The organism is Pseudomonas migulae, assembly GCF_043225285.1.
GTDB lineage: Bacteria > Pseudomonadota > Gammaproteobacteria > Pseudomonadales > Pseudomonadaceae > Aquipseudomonas > Aquipseudomonas migulae_C.
Genome location: NZ_CP171224.1, coordinates 6,490,956 through 6,505,627 on the forward strand (window position 1 = coordinate 6,490,956; position 14,672 = coordinate 6,505,627).

The 14,672-nt window shown below is 60.2% G+C and carries 17 protein-coding genes; 5 read left to right on the forward strand and 12 right to left on the reverse strand.

The window, feature by feature from the left end:
* Positions 1-14: 14 nt before the first annotated feature.
* From ACF6ZU_RS29665 to ACF6ZU_RS29695, 7 genes are all read right to left on the reverse strand, one after another.
* Positions 15-1,013, reverse strand: coding sequence for an ABC transporter ATP-binding protein (locus tag ACF6ZU_RS29665; protein WP_392889582.1), 999 nt, complete (start codon positions 1,011-1,013; stop codon positions 15-17).
* Positions 1,010-1,699: an ABC transporter permease gene (locus tag ACF6ZU_RS29670; protein ID WP_392889584.1), complete on the reverse strand. Its 690-nt coding sequence runs from the start codon at positions 1,697-1,699 to the stop codon at positions 1,010-1,012. The genes ACF6ZU_RS29665 and ACF6ZU_RS29670 overlap by 4 nt, the downstream gene beginning before the upstream one ends.
* 335 nt (positions 1,700-2,034) lie before the next feature.
* The gene (locus ACF6ZU_RS29675) at positions 2,035-3,030 is read right to left on the reverse strand and encodes a GlxA family transcriptional regulator (RefSeq protein ID WP_392889586.1); all 996 of its coding nucleotides are present in this window, start codon (positions 3,028-3,030) and stop codon (positions 2,035-2,037) included.
* Between the two features lie 160 nt (positions 3,031-3,190).
* Positions 3,191-4,156 carry an alpha/beta hydrolase family protein gene (locus tag ACF6ZU_RS29680; protein ID WP_392889587.1) on the reverse strand — a complete coding sequence of 322 codons (966 nt, stop codon included), beginning with the start codon at positions 4,154-4,156 and terminating at the stop codon, positions 3,191-3,193.
* A 35-nt stretch (positions 4,157-4,191) separates the two neighbouring features.
* The gene (locus ACF6ZU_RS29685; protein WP_392889588.1) at positions 4,192-5,085 is read right to left on the reverse strand and encodes an amidohydrolase family protein; all 894 of its coding nucleotides are present in this window, start codon (positions 5,083-5,085) and stop codon (positions 4,192-4,194) included.
* A gap of 288 nt (positions 5,086-5,373) precedes the next feature.
* Positions 5,374-6,066, reverse strand: a complete 693-nt coding sequence (locus ACF6ZU_RS29690) for an epimerase (RefSeq protein WP_392889590.1) — start codon at positions 6,064-6,066, stop codon at positions 5,374-5,376.
* 46 nt (positions 6,067-6,112) lie between these two features.
* Positions 6,113-7,042 carry a LysR family transcriptional regulator gene (locus ACF6ZU_RS29695; protein WP_392889591.1) on the reverse strand — a complete coding sequence of 310 codons (930 nt, stop codon included), beginning with the start codon at positions 7,040-7,042 and terminating at the stop codon, positions 6,113-6,115.
* 129 nt (positions 7,043-7,171) lie between these two features.
* Between ACF6ZU_RS29695 and ACF6ZU_RS29700 the strand changes: the two genes are divergently transcribed.
* From ACF6ZU_RS29700 to ACF6ZU_RS29710, 3 genes are all read left to right on the forward strand, one after another.
* Entirely contained in the window at positions 7,172-7,918 is a 747-nt protein-coding gene (locus ACF6ZU_RS29700; RefSeq protein ID WP_392893974.1) for an SDR family NAD(P)-dependent oxidoreductase, read from the forward strand.
* Positions 7,919-8,007: 89 nt separating this feature from the next.
* Positions 8,008-8,487: a nuclear transport factor 2 family protein gene (locus ACF6ZU_RS29705; RefSeq protein ID WP_392889593.1), complete on the forward strand. Its 480-nt coding sequence runs from the start codon at positions 8,008-8,010 to the stop codon at positions 8,485-8,487.
* 72 nt (positions 8,488-8,559) lie between these two features.
* On the forward strand, positions 8,560-9,006 hold the full coding sequence (locus tag ACF6ZU_RS29710; protein WP_392889595.1) for an Rrf2 family transcriptional regulator: 447 nt from the start codon (positions 8,560-8,562) through the stop codon (positions 9,004-9,006).
* A gap of 29 nt (positions 9,007-9,035) precedes the next feature.
* Here ACF6ZU_RS29710 and ACF6ZU_RS29715 read toward each other — a convergent pair whose 3' ends face one another.
* Entirely contained in the window at positions 9,036-10,457 is a 1,422-nt protein-coding gene (locus tag ACF6ZU_RS29715) for an aldehyde dehydrogenase family protein (protein ID WP_392889597.1), read from the reverse strand.
* A gap of 100 nt (positions 10,458-10,557) precedes the next feature.
* Here ACF6ZU_RS29715 and ACF6ZU_RS29720 point away from each other — a divergent pair, with 100 nt between their 5' ends.
* Positions 10,558-11,484 (forward strand): LysR family transcriptional regulator, encoded by a 927-nt coding sequence (locus ACF6ZU_RS29720; RefSeq protein ID WP_392889599.1) that lies wholly within the window; start codon positions 10,558-10,560, stop codon positions 11,482-11,484.
* Here ACF6ZU_RS29720 and ACF6ZU_RS29725 read toward each other — a convergent pair.
* Complete coding sequence (locus tag ACF6ZU_RS29725) at positions 11,481-11,945, reverse strand: nuclear transport factor 2 family protein (RefSeq protein ID WP_392889601.1); 465 nt, start codon at positions 11,943-11,945, stop codon at positions 11,481-11,483. The two genes, ACF6ZU_RS29720 and ACF6ZU_RS29725, sit on opposite strands and share 4 nt — an antisense overlap.
* A gap of 94 nt (positions 11,946-12,039) precedes the next feature.
* Here ACF6ZU_RS29725 and ACF6ZU_RS29730 point away from each other — a divergent pair, with 94 nt between their 5' ends.
* Positions 12,040-12,447 carry a winged helix-turn-helix transcriptional regulator gene (locus ACF6ZU_RS29730; protein ID WP_392889603.1) on the forward strand — a complete coding sequence of 136 codons (408 nt, stop codon included), beginning with the start codon at positions 12,040-12,042 and terminating at the stop codon, positions 12,445-12,447.
* A gap of 9 nt (positions 12,448-12,456) precedes the next feature.
* Here the strand turns inward: ACF6ZU_RS29730 and ACF6ZU_RS29735 are convergent, their stop codons facing one another.
* From ACF6ZU_RS29735 to ACF6ZU_RS29745, 3 genes are read right to left on the reverse strand one after another with little or no spacing between them, the layout of a single operon-like run.
* The gene (locus tag ACF6ZU_RS29735) at positions 12,457-13,434 is read right to left on the reverse strand and encodes a saccharopine dehydrogenase family protein (RefSeq protein ID WP_392889605.1); all 978 of its coding nucleotides are present in this window, start codon (positions 13,432-13,434) and stop codon (positions 12,457-12,459) included.
* Positions 13,431-13,832 (reverse strand): VOC family protein, encoded by a 402-nt coding sequence (locus tag ACF6ZU_RS29740; RefSeq protein WP_392889607.1) that lies wholly within the window; start codon positions 13,830-13,832, stop codon positions 13,431-13,433. Before ACF6ZU_RS29740 ends, ACF6ZU_RS29735 begins: the two co-directional genes overlap by 4 nt.
* A gap of 15 nt (positions 13,833-13,847) precedes the next feature.
* Positions 13,848-14,591 (reverse strand): SDR family NAD(P)-dependent oxidoreductase, encoded by a 744-nt coding sequence (locus ACF6ZU_RS29745; protein ID WP_392889609.1) that lies wholly within the window; start codon positions 14,589-14,591, stop codon positions 13,848-13,850.
* Between the last annotated feature and the right edge of the window lie 81 nt (positions 14,592-14,672).

Consider the following 14,672-nt stretch of genomic DNA (forward strand, 5'->3'; position numbering starts at 1 on the left):
CAAGTCAGACATCGTCAGTGCACCGCCGGAGTAATGTTTTCGACAAGCCTTGCCAGGATGTCGGCCTGATGGACGTAGCCGATAAAGCGCCCGTCGCTGTCGTTGCACAACGCCCAGTCCTGCCCGCGCCCCAGCAGCTGCGAAAGCACCTGGCGCAGGTCATCGCCGGGCTTCACCACCAGGTGCGAGTGCGTGGTGATGCCGCTGTTGCCGCCGACTACCTGCATGTGTTCCTTCGGCGGGATCTTGCTGGCGACATCCGCCGCGCGCAGCAGGCGCAGGCGCTTCATGATCCGGTCACCGCCCATGAAGTTGGCCACGAACTCGCTGTTGGGCCGGGCCAGCAGATCATCCGAGCTGCCGAACTGCTCGATCTTGCCGTTGTGGAACAGCGCGACGCAGTCTGCCATCTTCACGGCTTCGTCGATGTCGTGGCTGACAAAAAGCACGGTCTTGCCGACCTGGCGCTGGATGCGCATGAACTCGTCCTGAATCACGTCGCGGTTGATCGGGTCGATGGCGCCAAACGGCTCGTCCATCAACATCACCGGTGGATCCGCCGCCAGGGCGCGGGCCACCCCTACGCGCTGCTGTTGGCCGCCCGAGAGTTCGCACGGGTAGCGCTTGAGGAATTTCGACGGGTCCAGCGCGACCACTTCCAGTAACTCGGCAGCGCGCTTGCGGCTTTTGCTCTTGTCCCAACCCAGCAGGTTGGGAACGACGCAGATGTTCTCCTCGACGGTCATGTTCGGGAACAAACCGACTTGCTGGATCACGTAGCCGATGGAGCGCTTGAGCGTGACGCTGTCCAGCTCGGCCGTATCGCGTCCACCGATTCTGATGGTGCCCGAGGTCGGCGTGATCAAGCGGTTGATCATCTTCAGCGTCGTGGTCTTGCCGCAGCCCGACGGGCCGAGCAGTACGCAGATCTGTCCCTCTTCAACATTGAATGAGACATCTTCCACGGCGGTGATTGAGCCAAATTTCTTGTTCAGGTTTTCGATCTGGATCACGTCGTCGCTTCCTTCATTCGGCCAGTGGCCACTTTGTTCTTGTTCAGGCCTTTCGGCGTCAGGAGGCGCTGCAAGGCATACAGGGCGTAGTCGGCTGCAATGGCAATGACGCTGATGACGATGGCGCCGGCCAGCAGCTGCCGGGTATCCGATTGGGCGATGCCACGAATGATCAGGCTGCCCAGGCCGCCGGCACCGATGTAGGCCGCGATGGCCGCGATGCCGATGTTGATGACGGTGGCCATCCTGACGCCGGCCATGATCAGCGGGACCGCAATCGGCAGCTCGACCTTGTACAGTCGCTGCCAGGTCGACATGCCCATGCCGATCGCCGCTTCACGCAGGGCCGGATCAATGTTGGAAATCGCGGTGGTGGTGTTGCGGATGATCGGCAGCTGGGAATACAGAAACAGCGCAATGACCGCCGGCACCACGCCGATCCCGTAGCCAATCAGCGACAGGGCCGGGATCATCAACCCGAACAGCGCTGCAGAAGGAATGGTCATCAGCACAGCGGCAAAGGCCAACACCCAGCGGCGGGTTCTGGGGTGCTGGGAGATCGCGATCCCGACGGGCACGCCGGTCAGAATCGCCAACCCCACCGCGATGGCCACGATGAGAAGGTGCTGCCCGAGGAGCAAGCTGATCAGCCCGCCGTTTTCCAGAATGAAACTCAAGGTTTCCATGATTGATAGGCCTTCTGTACGTCATTGTTGTTTTTGCCGGCTGCGCATCTGGAAGTGGACGCCGGATTTGTCATGAACCTTACCGCGCTGGCGAGCGGAGCCTGAGCTGTGAGTTCGACGATTTCTATCAAAAAACCGACGTCACGAAGCGATTCGGCATGCGCTGACAGGTGAAGTGTCGAGTCGTAAAAGAAGCATACAGGATCGCCAAATCACCGAGACCCGCCAGCACGCACCTGCTGTCGGGCCAAGTCATTAGCAAGCTATGGGGTTTTATGAGGAGGTTTGTTCAGAGGGTTGGCGAAGGATTGACGCCAATTTACCAGGGGCTGAAATCAGGAATGGGCATCATCAAATTTCCGCCGCTCTTCACCGGGCGTGCATCCCCAGACGCGACGGTAAGCGGCCCCCAGGTGCGAGGCGGAAACGAAGCCGCAGCTGTAGGCAATCGACGCAATGGGCTGAGTGCTTTCACGCAGCAATCGGCGTGCTTCGTTCAGCCGGAGCTCCAGGTAGAACTTCTTTGGCGTCATCCCGAAATGCTGATGCCATAGGCGCTCCAGCTGACGATGGGACAGGTTGCAGCGGTCGGCGATTTCTTCGATGCCGACGATGTTTTCCAGGTTGTCTTCCATGGCGGCAATGGCCGCCGTGAGCCGCCGATCGTGAATCCCGAACCGCCACTGGATCGACATCCGCTGATGTTCTTCCGGCGCCCTTATCCGCGCATGCAGGAACTGCTCGGCAATGCTCGCGGCCAGCGGGTTGCCGAAATCCAGGGCGATCTGCGCCAGCATCAGGTCGATGGCCGCCGTCCCGCCAGCGCAGGTCCAGCGGTTTCCGTGGTTGACGTACAGCTCCTTGGTCACTTCGATGGTCGGAAATTCTTCGGAAAACTGACCGATGGATTCCCAGTGCAGCGTGCAGCGCTTGCCTTCCAGCAAACCGGCGCGGGCCAGAATGAACGTACCGGTGCTCAGCGCGCCAACGGTGACGCCACGAGACGCAGCGCGCTGGAGAAAGCGCAGCATTTTTGGTGGTTTCTGATGTTCGATATCGAGGCTCGCCAGGACGAATACCCGATCAACCTCGGGCGCCTGATCAATCGGCACGGTCTGGATTTCGAAACCGCTGCTGGAACTGACCGGCCCACCGGATTCCGTGAGCAGGGTCCACTCATACAGGGTTTTCCCGGAAAGCCGGTTCGCCGCCCGCAGGGGCTCGCTCGCGCCGGCCAATGCCATCATGGAAAACTGCGGAAGAATGAGCAGGCCGATGCGCTTGGTCGTGTAACCGTTCACCGGCGGCGCTGCGTCATTGGGGCTTGTCATCGCCAGGTCCTTGTCATGAGTGGGTCCAGCCGTTCTTGAAACACGGCTCAGGCCAGCTCAAGGGAGTGGCTTTGGACACGCTATGGTAGGGCCTTGGCAGGCATTCAGCCAGATGCAAAACACTGCGGGACCTCGTTGCGAGGCCCCGCAGGAGAACGGATCAGCTGCGTGCGCGGATCGCCTCATCGATGCTCTGGATCATCGACTTGAACACCGGGCTTTCAACCTGGTTCTGCTGGCCATGCTGCATGTGCGGAATGATCAGCGCACCCGGACCTGCGTCCGCCGGATAGTGACGATGCAGACGCTCGGATTCCGATGGCATGTGCAGGGTGTTCTCGGCACCGTGGATGATCAGCGCTGGCGGGAAGCCTTTTGCCCCTTCAATGGACTGCTCCGGGTCATACGCCACATAGGACTTGTAGGATTTCGCCGTCACGTGGGTGCAGCCAGGCCAGCGGTCGGCGCCGCCCGCTTCGGTGTAGCCGCCCAACTGCTGATCAACGTAAGCCTGGGTTTCAGGATCGAGCGGGTAGTAACCTAGACGGGTCGATTCGGTCCCGGTATCGAACGGTGGAATCGGCGCGTCATCCGCCAGCTGCTGAATCGCGGCGTGCGCGGCAGCCTTGTCGTTGCGCAAGCCTTGCAGCTTGCTGATGTTGGTGTAGCTCATCGGCACCCAGAAGCGGATCTGCTCGCCACCCGCAGCCGCCAGTTCAGCCACCGCGCCGAGGCTCGCGACCGAACCCATCGCCCAGGACGCCACGACCGGCATCGCGCCAAAATTGTCTCGTGCCCAAGCAACGGCACCGAGGACTTCATCTTTCTGGTCTTCGAGGATGACGTTGGTGATCTCGATGTCACCGGCCTTGATCGTGTTGCGGATGTACTTGTTGGAGAAGAAACCCGCCACGTCGTAGGTCATGACCCGATAGCCACGGGCTGCCAGGGCACGGCCGAACAATTGGCCGTACATGGTGACGCCACCGGTGAAGCCGGAGTTGAAGACCACGGGTGGCAGTGTTGCGTCGATCTGTTCTGGCTGAAACACCGTGCCTTTGAGGCTCAGGGTGGCATCGCCATACTTAACGGCGAAGTTGATTTCTTTTGTAATGATGTTCGTCATCGCTAGGTATCTCGAAGTGTGGGTGTGGGCGTAAATCAACTAACCAACTGGCCAGAAGCTCCTCGAAGAAGTTGGCCAACAGGAATTCGGGTTTCGGTGGAAACATGCTGCGCAACGGCATCGACAAAATCGAAAACGCTGGTCAGATCAAACAGCTCGGAATACGCCACGCCGCTGTTGTCGGTGCCGACATGAGGGGCGTCGGTGGCTTCCAGGAGAATCTTCTCGGCGCCGAGGGCGCTGATTATTTGCAAGACGAAACGTGCGGTTTCCACGGGCGAAACCGAGGTGCGATAGCCCGGCCCCTTGAACCACACGTTGCCTCGCCTTCCCGCCTCGGCAAGCAGTGCGAGATAAGCCGGCTCCGTGGCGCCGCGCTCGCTGTGGCAGCTGCCGAGGTGATCGATGATGACGCGCACGTCCTCAGGGATCTGGCGCAGGACGCGCAGATTCGTTTCGGCCTCTTTCGCATAGATGTGCAGGTGCTGGTGCGGCAGCAGTCGCGCATAAAACGCCGACCAACCCTCATCACTGAAGCGCGTGTCGGAAACCGTTTCAGGCTTCGCATCGTGCAAAACGATGCGGGCGCCGATGACCTGAGGATGCGAGAGACGCTCTTTTGTGGCGTAAGCGGGTTCCGCCTTGATCGTCCCGACCAGCCTGACGTCCCCATAACGTGACGGATTCGCCGCCTGGAGCTGCTTCAGTTCATCAAACGAAGCAAACACGTTTTCCGAGTCGGGCAGGATGCTGAGATGGACATTGTTGATGACGGTCGGCGCAACGCCGGCATCGATCAACGTGTCGAGATAAGCCGTCAGCGGATGCGGTTCGGGCAGGGTGTAAGGCAGCGAGCCAGCCACCCGCCGGAGGTCATCCAACGTGTAAAAGTGAACGTGGCTATCAATTCTTTTGTTCGGCGGCAGCATGATTATTGTTTCCTGCTTTTGTGCGAAAACAATAATCGTCGTCAGTGTTCCGTCGCTCCCGTCAACCCGACGTGTAGTATCAAAATTTCGCCATTTAGGGTTTCAAGGGTGTCGAGAATTCTGGCGTCAGTGCTGGCCGGGTTTGTTCTTGAAGGTGTTGATAACGCTTGAAGGCAGCGGCGTTGCGGCAATTCGAGCGGGACTCGGGTATCCCGGAAAAGCGGCAGCGACCCGCCGCCTGGATGGGGTGATGGCGAAATTTTGTTGTATTGATGCGCGGCTGTGGGCTCAGCCGATCGCGGGCTTTTCGTGACGGGCCAACCGGTAGATGTGAGCTGACTCAAGCACGCTGTCAGCGGCACCCGATCGCGCTATCGAGAGCATCGCCTGGCCGATGATCTCGGTGCTCAGGATTTTTTCAGGAAAGGCACGCCGCAAAACCGTCAACAGTGGCCCCACCAGACTGTAGAAGATCCGGTAGGAACGGGTTTTCGATACCGCGCCATGTAATGGCTGGATAACCGCAGGACGCAAAATGTGTACGCGTTTGAAGGGAAGTCTCAGCAGCCCGTTCTCTGTCACCCCACGCACCCTGGCCCACATCGTCGAGCTGTTTTCCGTGCTGTCCGCCCCGGCGCCCGAAACGTAGACGAACGTCGCTTCCGGGTTGAGCTGGCAAAGACGTTGCGCCACAGACAACGTCAACGTCTGCGTCATCTTCGTGTACTGCTCCTCGGTCAAACCGGCCGCCGTGACGCCAAGGCAAAAAAAGCAGGCATCAACGTTGCGCAAGTCGTCATCATCCAGCGTGGAGGGCTGCGCGGCAAAATCCGGTCTGGTCAATTGCTCGAGTTTGGCATGCTGAATGTTCACCGGTGTCCGGCTGATCGAGCGAACAGACTCGACGTCCTGTGCTGCCAGGCATTCGCGCAGAACGCCGCTGCCGACCATGCCGGATGCGCCAAATATCAATACTTTCATGGGTGGGTGCAGCCTCGGCGGGGTGGGATATTGAATGTTTAACGAATCAGACAGGCCGTGAGCCAGCCTGTGATTCCGTCTCGTTGAACGCCCGGAAAAAATCGATGAATGAGCGTACTTTGCCGGCCACGTGCCGGGTGTTGGGAAATACCGCATAGACGCCCTGCTCCGGCCATTCGTAATCGGGAAGCACCCGCACAAGATTGCCGCTGCGCAGATGCTCTTCGACCATCCAGTCAGGCAGAGGCGCCACCCCGCAGTGCTGCAGCACGAACGCCAACACCGCCGAGGCGCTATCCGTCTGGATCAGACTCGGTGCGCAAAAGGACAGTCGAGTGTGGGGAGCGTCGCGCATGACCAATTTCATCCGCGTATTGAAACCCGTCAGAAACACCCATTCGAGTGACTGAACATCCTGCGCCTTGTTCGCCCAACCCCGCAATTCAAGATAAGCCGGGCTGGCCACCAGCACTATGGCGAATTTACGCAAAGGCAACGCACGGTAGCCCGAGTCGTTTAAATGGCCCATGCGAATCGCCAGGTCAAAGCGTTCGGATACCAAATCAGCCAGGCCGGTGGACGTCGAAAAACTGATCTTCAATTGAGGGTGCAGTTTGGCGAATGCGGCCAGTGCCCGAACCACAAAATGAACGCCGTACTCCAGTGTAGAAGTGATGCGCAGCTCACCTGTCAGTGTGGCGTGGCCCTGACGGGCACCGTCGATGGCCGCCTGCGCCTGCTCGAGAATGCTCACGCAATCGGCGTAAAAGCGGGCACCCACGTCGGTCAGTGACATTCGCCGAGTGGTGCGTGTGAGCAGTGAACAGCCAAGCTCTGACTCCAGCAATTTCAGATTCATGCTGACCATCGCCTTGGTGGTGCCGATGACTCGCGCCGCGGCGGTCAAGGAACCCGAATCGACGATCGCGACGAAGGCTTCCAGGCGATTCAGATTGATGTTGGCCACGCCTGACATTGTCAATTTCCACTGAACTTTAAATCGTAGTTTGTACTACTTATCATTAACAATGAAGCGCCTATAGTTGCTCGACGGAAGCGACAATACGGGCGCGCTCCGAAGTCAGATCGGGGTCATGCAATGAGTATCAGGTTGAACGGAAAAGTGGCAATCGTTACGGGCGCCTCGAAAGGAATCGGTGCCGCGATAGCAAATGCATTAGCGGCCGAAGGTGCAGCGGTAGTGGTCAATTACGCGTCGAGCGTGGCAGATGCCGAACGGGTGGTCGCACACATCACCGGCAAAGGGGGACGCGCAATTGCCGTTAAGGCTGACGTCTCGAAATCAATGGAGGTCGAGCAACTCTTCCGAGAAACCCGACTCGCGTTCGGGCCGGTCACCGTGCTGGTCAATAACGCGGGTGTGTACTCGTTCGGCCCCCTCGAATCGTTCACCCCGGACGAGTTTCACCGTCAGATGAATACCAACGTCCTGGGTACCTTTTTAGCGACGCAGGCTGCCGCAGCCCAGTTCGGTGAAACCGGCGGATCAATCATTAATATTGCCTCCGCGGCGGTGGAAATGAACGGCCCAGGCACAGCCCTGTACACCGCCACCAAGTCCGCCGTCGTCGCCATGACAAAAGTGCTGTCCAAGGAATTGGGCCCGCGCAATATTCGAGTGAACGCCGTGGCACCGGGAGCGACCGAATCCGAAGGCCTGCACGCTTTGGGGATTTTCGGTAGCGACTTCCTCAACGGCATGATCGCGCAAACGCCTTTGGGTCGCTTGGGACAACCTGACGACATCGCGCCAGTGGCCGTGTTTTTGGCATCAGATGAATCTGCCTGGGTGACCGGCGAAGTGATTTTTGCCTCCGGTGGTCAGCGCTGAGACCCTTCATCTGAAATAAGTACCCGTAACAGATACATATAAACCACCAATCTGTATGCTTCATCGATACACATAAACCAGGATGCACCATGAGCGACGCTAGAGATGTTCAACAGGTCTTGGCCAGATACGTCCGAGCAACCGATCGGCGCGATGCCAGCGCCATGAGTGCCTTGTTCATGGACGAGGGCCGGGTCGAGATTTTCCAGGGGCAAAGCGACCCTGTCGCACTGGGTGCCTTGCAAGGCGCCGAGACCATTGGCCAGGCCACCGCAGGCATGATGACACCCCACCCCGCTCGAGGCTGGAGCCACCACACCACCCACGATTCGATCATCGAAATCGAGGGCGATGAGGCCAGCATCGATGCTCAGTTCATCGTCTACAACACTGTTGGCCTGGAACAGCCCGTCAATGGCTGGCCGCAAGGTTCGGTCGGTGCGCAAGGCCGGGTCAATGCCATCGAAGCGGGTTACTACCATTCCACGCTGAGACGTGTGGCTGGTCACTGGAAAATCGCGGTGCACCGCATCACCCTCGATCTGCCTCACGCCTTTCCTGGTGCTTAAGCCTCGCCAATGACGCGACCGGGGCCAGCAAAGTCCGGTTACTATTGCGGCCTGTCATTCCAGGAGGGCCGCATGGTCGACCTACGTTTTTCAAGTGCCCTGCAAAGCTTGCTGAGCCTTGCTTATGCGCACAATCAAGGCATCGCGGTGATCAGTTCTGCGCAACTGGCGCACGGGCTGAATGCCAACCCGTCGTTCGTCCGTAAATTGATGGCGCCGCTGGCGGAAGCCGGGCTGGTGGCGAGCGTGCACGGAAAGCTGGGAGGCCTGCAACTGGCCCGGGCACCGGGAGACATTACCCTGGCCGATATCTACCTGGCCGTCAGTCCTGACAAAAAAATGTTGGCCGCGCGCAACGATATTGAACACCGCTGCAAGGTGACCTCGAATATTGATCGCTTGATGGGAGATATTTCCCGACGAGCCGAGGTAGCACTCCTCGACTCATTGCAATCCAGTACGCTGCAAGACTGCTTGAATGACTACGTGCTGACGCAGCCTTGTCCGCATGAAACGTAATGGCCACGCTCGCAGTACCTGCAACCGTTTTACTGACCCACAACAACAGTCTTCGCTTCAAGAAACGCTTCCAGACCAAACACCCCGAACTCCCTGCCGATGCCCGACTGCTTGACCCCGCCAAAAGGCGCCAGAAGTTCGGGAGCGATTCGGTTGATCAAGACCGTACCCGCCTGCAAGCGTGAGGCGATCCGTTTGGCTCGCTCCGGCTGCTGTGTGAACACATACGCCTGCAAACCGTAGAGGCTGGCATTGGCGATGGCTATCGCCTCCTCCTCGGTGTCGTAGGCCAGGATCGACAACACCGGCCCGAAAATTTCCTCGCGGGCAATGTCCATGTCGTTGCTGACGTCGGCAAACACAGTGGGCCTGACGAAATAGCCCTGAGTCAGCCCCTCGGGCCTGCCCTCTCCTCCGGCGATCAACGTTGCGCCCTGCACCTGGCCACGGCGAATGAAGCCTTGTACGCGGTCGTATTGCGCCCGGCTGACCAAAGGCCCGATGGCAGTTGCCGGGTCGCGCGGATCCCCGACCACCAGCGCATCGACCAGGGTTTTCACCTGCTCAATCACATCCTTCAACCGTTTGCGCGGCACCAACAGGCGCGTCCCGGCCACGCAAGCCTGGCCGTTGTTCATAAAGGCAGCATTCAGAGCCAAGGGGATGGCGCTGGCAAAATCGGCGTCAGCCAGGATGATTGAAGCGGACTTGCCGGTCAGCGCCAGACTCACTCGCTTCATGGTCTCGATACCGGCATGGGCGATCAGCTTGCCGGTCGGCGTGGAGCCGGTGAACGAGATTTTAGCGATGTCGGGACTGGTGCTGATTTCGTCGCCCACGTCGCTGCCCCGTCCCAGCAGGATATTGAAAACTCCGTTTGGCAAACCTGCACCGTGCAGGGCTTGCGCAAGCACCTGCGTCTGCAGCGCACTCAACTCGCTCGGCTTGATCACCGAGGCACAACCCGCGGCGATGGCCGAGGCCAGTTTGCTGCAAACCGTTCCGGCAGTGCTGTTCCAAGGCGCAATCAACCCGGCCACGCCGACCGGCTCCATGACCACCGTAGCCGCGCCGATGGGCCGGACCAGTTCGTAGTCTTCGAGAGTCTGCGCCGCGTTGGCAAAACACTGCGAGGCGTACTGGCTCACCCATTGCGCCCGGGCAAACGGCGCGCCGTATTCTTCGATAGCGGTATCCCGAATGGCATCGGTGCTGGCCAGCACCGCTATTTGCAGGCGCTTGAACATGTCGATGCGTTCAGCCTTGGTCGTGCGGCCCATTGCATCTTGTGCACGTTGCGCCGCCGCAATGGCGAGTTTCGCATCCTCACGGTTGGCCAGCGTGACCGTGCCCATGACCGCTTCGGTGGTCGGGTTGATGCACTCCACCACCTCGCGGCCCTGGACGGGGACGAAGGCACCGTCGATGTAAGCCTGATTGATGTTCCACATATGATATTCCGCAGTGTGATCGGGGAATCACAATGTAGAGACGCACATCCGTTTTGATAATAGGATCAAATACGGATGAATCATTGCGGAAATCGGGACTATGCACAAAAGCGGACTCACCGAACTGGAAGTCGTGCTGGCCGTGGCCAGGCGCAACGGCTTCCGTGCGGCAGCGGTGGAACTGGACATGTCGACGACGGCCGTCAGCAATGCCGTCGCCAGCCTGGAAGCCCGACTGGGTACGCGCCTGTTCCATCGCACCACGCGCAGTGTTTCACTGACCGAGGCCGGGCAGACTTTCGTCGATCGGATCGGCCCGGCGGTCAGCCATATCCAGGACGCGATGGCCGCCCTGCTTGAACCCACGGCCATGCCCAGCGGCACCTTGCGCATCAACAGTTCGCTCGGTGCCGCGCTGATGATTTTCCAGCCCGTCCTGTCGACATTCCTGCAGCGTTATCCAGACATGACCGTCGACATTTCGACCGAAGGCCGCCTGATCGACATCATTGCCGAGGGCTTCGACGCCGGTTTGCGTGCGAGCACACGGGTGCCCAAAGACATGATTCGTGTGCCGATCAGTGAGCAGGTGCCGATGGTTGTGATGGCAACGGCGGACTACTTGCGCAAACATCCCGCGCCCACCGATCTGGATGATCTGGCGCGACACACCTGCATCCGCGCCCGACTGCCCAGTGGCGTGCCATCGCCCTGGGAATTCATGCGTGATGGGGAGCAGGTAAAAGTCGAGGTGTCGGGGCCCTTGGTGCTGGATTCGCCCCTCTTGATGCTGGAAGCCGTGCGACGAGACGTGGGTCTGGCGCAATTGCCCGAGTGGTACGTTAAAGATGAACTGGCGAGCGGACGGTTGATCCGTCTGCTGGAGCCGTGGTCAGCGCCGGCACCGGGGCTGTCGCTCTATTACTCCGGGCATCGCCACGTGCCCGCCGGCTTGCGGGCACTGATCGATGTGATTCATGAGGTGGGCGATATCAGTGTGAATCAATCAAGCCGTATCGGTCGTTAAACCCCGGCGAGAACACCCGGATCACCCGTTCGCCAGACATTGTCGACCGTGACCCGCTGAATCTGCCAGACCGCACCCCGCCGGACCAGCTCGACGTCGTAGCGGTTTTTCATCAGGTAGTGCCGCGAGTGATCGTCTTGGGGCAAATGTTGCGCTTCGACGATGGCTTCCAGATGCGCCTTGTCGCCCTCGACGCTGACCCGGGGATTGCTCACCGAATGCGTGGTGTCTATCCGGGCGAGCGAGTCGGACAGCGCGGCGACGATCAGGTCCCGGCCTTCCAGCACCGGATATTCGAAACCGGCTTTCGCCGCGGCAGGCCGGAAGTCGGAGACCGCGTCTTCGACGAATGCAGATGCCAGCAGGTCTCTGTCACGCAGGTCGATACCCGCGGCGAATCGGTAGAGCGTTTCGACCACGGCCAGTTTGTCTGTGGTTTCGGTTGGGTGTGTGAGTGACATGGGTAACTCCTTGAAATGAGTTCGCATGGTATCTTTCGTATACCAGATATCAATTACGCACTTTGAAGTCATCAGGTATATCGGAGGAAACCCCATGCTCGAAAATGGCGATCAGGCCCGGGCTGAAAACGCACCCGGCGCGGGTGAAAACGGCGTCGATTGTTCGAGCCGTTTTCTGCTGGATCAGATCGCTGACAAGTGGTCGGTTCTGATCCTTGCGGCGTTGTGCGAGAAGCCGTTGCGCTTCAACGAGCTCAAGCGCCGCCTCGACGGGATTACCCAGAAGGCGCTGACGCAAACCCTGCGTCGCCTCGAACGCAACGGCATCCTTGCCCGTCGGGTGATTCCGTCCTCGCAGATCGCGGTGGAATACAGCATCACGCCATTGGGACGGACGCTGGAAGAACCGTTCCGTGCGTTGTACCTCTGGACGTTCAATCACCTGGACGCCGTCCTGCAGGCACAAACCGCGTTCGATGAACGCGAGATCGACGGGCAATGAGGCGCGACGCTAGAAATCAGTGATCGTGGTCCCGGCGATGGTCTGCGCGAAGTCCACACCGAACACGCGCCCCGGCGTCGCAAAGCCTGGCTGCCGTTCACCCTTCAACACTCGACGCGCCGCCTCCACCGCCGACAACGGCGTGTAGGTGTAGCCGTTGACGGTCTCGATCACCGAACGCGCAACGCGGCCGTCCGCGCCGGTGACTTCAGCGACGGCACGGGCCCGATGGGCGTCGCGCTGCTGAGCGCTTGGGCCATCGGGCAGTTGTGACAGATCACCTTCGGGAAAGGCATCGCCGGTGATGTGCACGAACATCGCGATGTTGGCGATGCCGGTGGAATGCCAGCCGGTGACCAGATCACCGAACGACAGCGGCGCACACAGCGCCGGGCCCTCGCCAAAATCAAAGTGCTGCGGTTGTGCATCGGGGGTCGACACCAGTTCACCGTCGACACGCGCCAACAGGCCCGCGCCGATGATCTCGCTGACACTCAAGGCCGATCCCCGTGACATGGAACCGGCGACCTGAAGCGCGACCCTCAGTGACTGCGGATCCTGCACACGGCGAACAACATGCATCGCCAGGCAATCGGTCGGCACCACGTCCCAACCCACACCGGGCAGCAACATGACACCCGCCTCGGCGGCCTTCGCGCCTAGCTGCTCGGCGAGCCGATACACATTGATCTCCGCCGTGATGTCGAGGTAATCGACCCCAGCCTCAATGCAAGCCTGCATCAAGGCGCCTGCCGTTTGTGCGAAGGGCCCGGCGAAGTTCAGCAGCACGCCGATGCCGTCCAGGGATTGCGCGGTCAGGGCATCAGGCGTGAAAACCCGGTAGGCAACGCCCAGCTGCGCAGCGAGCGGCACCAAGCGGTCGGCATTGCGCCCGGCGATCACAAAGTCCAGCCCAAGTGCCTTGGCGTGCTCGGCCGCCATGCGGCCGGTGTAACCGGTTGCGCCGTAGATCATCAGTTTTTTCATGGGGTGTGCTGCCAGTTCTTGTAGACGAATTCAAGGCTGTAACCGTCCGGATCGAGGACGTTCGCCGCGTAATAGTTCGGGTCGTAATGCAGGCGTGCGCCGGGGGCGCCATTGTCGGTTGCACCATTGTCCATGGCGGCGGCGTAGGCCGCGTCGACCTCGGCCTTGCTGCTGGCCACGAACCCCACGTGCACCGCCCGCCCCTCGACGACGCCTTCGCGCAACCAGAAAAACATCCGTCCGTTGGCACCGAAACCCTTGAGGTCCGGATGACCTGGGGGACCGTCCTTGCCGTCGAAATCGAGCCGCGCGGTGATGCCGAGCGGAGTGAGCGCAGCGTCGTAAAAGCGGATCGAGCGCTCGATGTCGCTGACGGAAATGAAAATGTGATCAAGCATGACTGACCTCGCGATTCAGATGATGTAGCCGCCAGAGACTTCAATCGTCTGGGCGTTGATCCAGCGTCCCTCTTCCGACAGGAGCATAGCGATCACCCGTGCCACGTCTTCCGGTTCGCCCACCCGGCCAAGCGCCGTTTGCGACGCCAGCAACGCCTCGAACTCGTCATTCAGGCCGCCACCCAGTTCGGTGCGAATCGCACCGGGCGAGACGGCATTGGCGCGAATGCGGCGCTCGCCGAATTCCTTGGCCATGTAGCGGGTGAGCACGTCCAGCCCACCCTTGAAGGCGGCGTAAGGCGCCACACCCGCCGTTGCCACGCGGGTGGTCGCGCTGGTCAGGTTGACGATGCCGGCACCCTCCTCCATCAATGGAAGCAAGGTTTGGGTGAGGAAGAACGGGCCCTTGAGGTGGACGTTCAGCAGGCTGTCGAACTGTGATTCCGTGACCGATTCAAGCGGATTGAAGAGACCGTGGCCTGCGTTATTGACCAGGCCACTGAGGGTGTTCACGCCCCAGGTTGCCTGCAATGCCTGCAGCACGGCTGTACGAAACTCTCCGAAACGGCTGACATCGGCGACGTCCAGCTCCAGCGCCACGGCCTTGCCGCCCGCCTGTTCGATGCGGCCGACAACAGACTGTGCCGCCTGCCCATTCGTCTTGTAGGTGAGGATGACGCCCATGCCCTGCCGGGCGCACAGTTCGGCGGCACTGGCGCCGATGCCACGGCTGCCTCCGGTGATGACGATAACGCCCATGTGATGCTCCGCTGTCGATGAGATGATCGACCACAGTAACCATCAGCCACTTCGGGCACGCAGCCGTTCCTGCCCGATTCC

Excerpts from the sequence above, each read along its gene's own strand:
- ACF6ZU_RS29740 (WP_392889607.1), bottom strand. The coding sequence starts at position 13,832 with ATGCTTGATCACATTTTCATTTCCGTCAGCGACATCGAGCGCTCGATC.
- ACF6ZU_RS29715 (WP_392889597.1), bottom strand. The coding sequence starts at position 10,457 with ATGTGGAACATCAATCAGGCTTACATCGACGGTGCCTTCGTCCCCGTC.
- ACF6ZU_RS29730 (WP_392889603.1), top strand. The coding sequence starts at position 12,040 with ATGCTCGAAAATGGCGATCAGGCCCGGGCTGAAAACGCACCCGGCGCG.
- ACF6ZU_RS29710 (WP_392889595.1), top strand. The coding sequence starts at position 8,560 with ATGGTCGACCTACGTTTTTCAAGTGCCCTGCAAAGCTTGCTGAGCCTT.
- ACF6ZU_RS29690 (WP_392889590.1), bottom strand. The coding sequence starts at position 6,066 with ATGAAAGTATTGATATTTGGCGCATCCGGCATGGTCGGCAGCGGCGTT.
- ACF6ZU_RS29745 (WP_392889609.1), bottom strand. The coding sequence starts at position 14,591 with ATGGGCGTTATCGTCATCACCGGAGGCAGCCGTGGCATCGGCGCCAGT.
- ACF6ZU_RS29720 (WP_392889599.1), top strand. The coding sequence starts at position 10,558 with ATGCACAAAAGCGGACTCACCGAACTGGAAGTCGTGCTGGCCGTGGCC.
- ACF6ZU_RS29680 (WP_392889587.1), bottom strand. The coding sequence starts at position 4,156 with ATGACGAACATCATTACAAAAGAAATCAACTTCGCCGTTAAGTATGGC.
- ACF6ZU_RS29670 (WP_392889584.1), bottom strand. The coding sequence starts at position 1,699 with ATGGAAACCTTGAGTTTCATTCTGGAAAACGGCGGGCTGATCAGCTTG.
- ACF6ZU_RS29685 (WP_392889588.1), bottom strand. The coding sequence starts at position 5,085 with ATGCTGCCGCCGAACAAAAGAATTGATAGCCACGTTCACTTTTACACG.
- ACF6ZU_RS29735 (WP_392889605.1), bottom strand. The coding sequence starts at position 13,434 with ATGAAAAAACTGATGATCTACGGCGCAACCGGTTACACCGGCCGCATG.
- ACF6ZU_RS29675 (WP_392889586.1), bottom strand. The coding sequence starts at position 3,030 with ATGACAAGCCCCAATGACGCAGCGCCGCCGGTGAACGGTTACACGACC.
- ACF6ZU_RS29705 (WP_392889593.1), top strand. The coding sequence starts at position 8,008 with ATGAGCGACGCTAGAGATGTTCAACAGGTCTTGGCCAGATACGTCCGA.
- ACF6ZU_RS29695 (WP_392889591.1), bottom strand. The coding sequence starts at position 7,042 with ATGTCAGGCGTGGCCAACATCAATCTGAATCGCCTGGAAGCCTTCGTC.
- ACF6ZU_RS29725 (WP_392889601.1), bottom strand. The coding sequence starts at position 11,945 with ATGTCACTCACACACCCAACCGAAACCACAGACAAACTGGCCGTGGTC.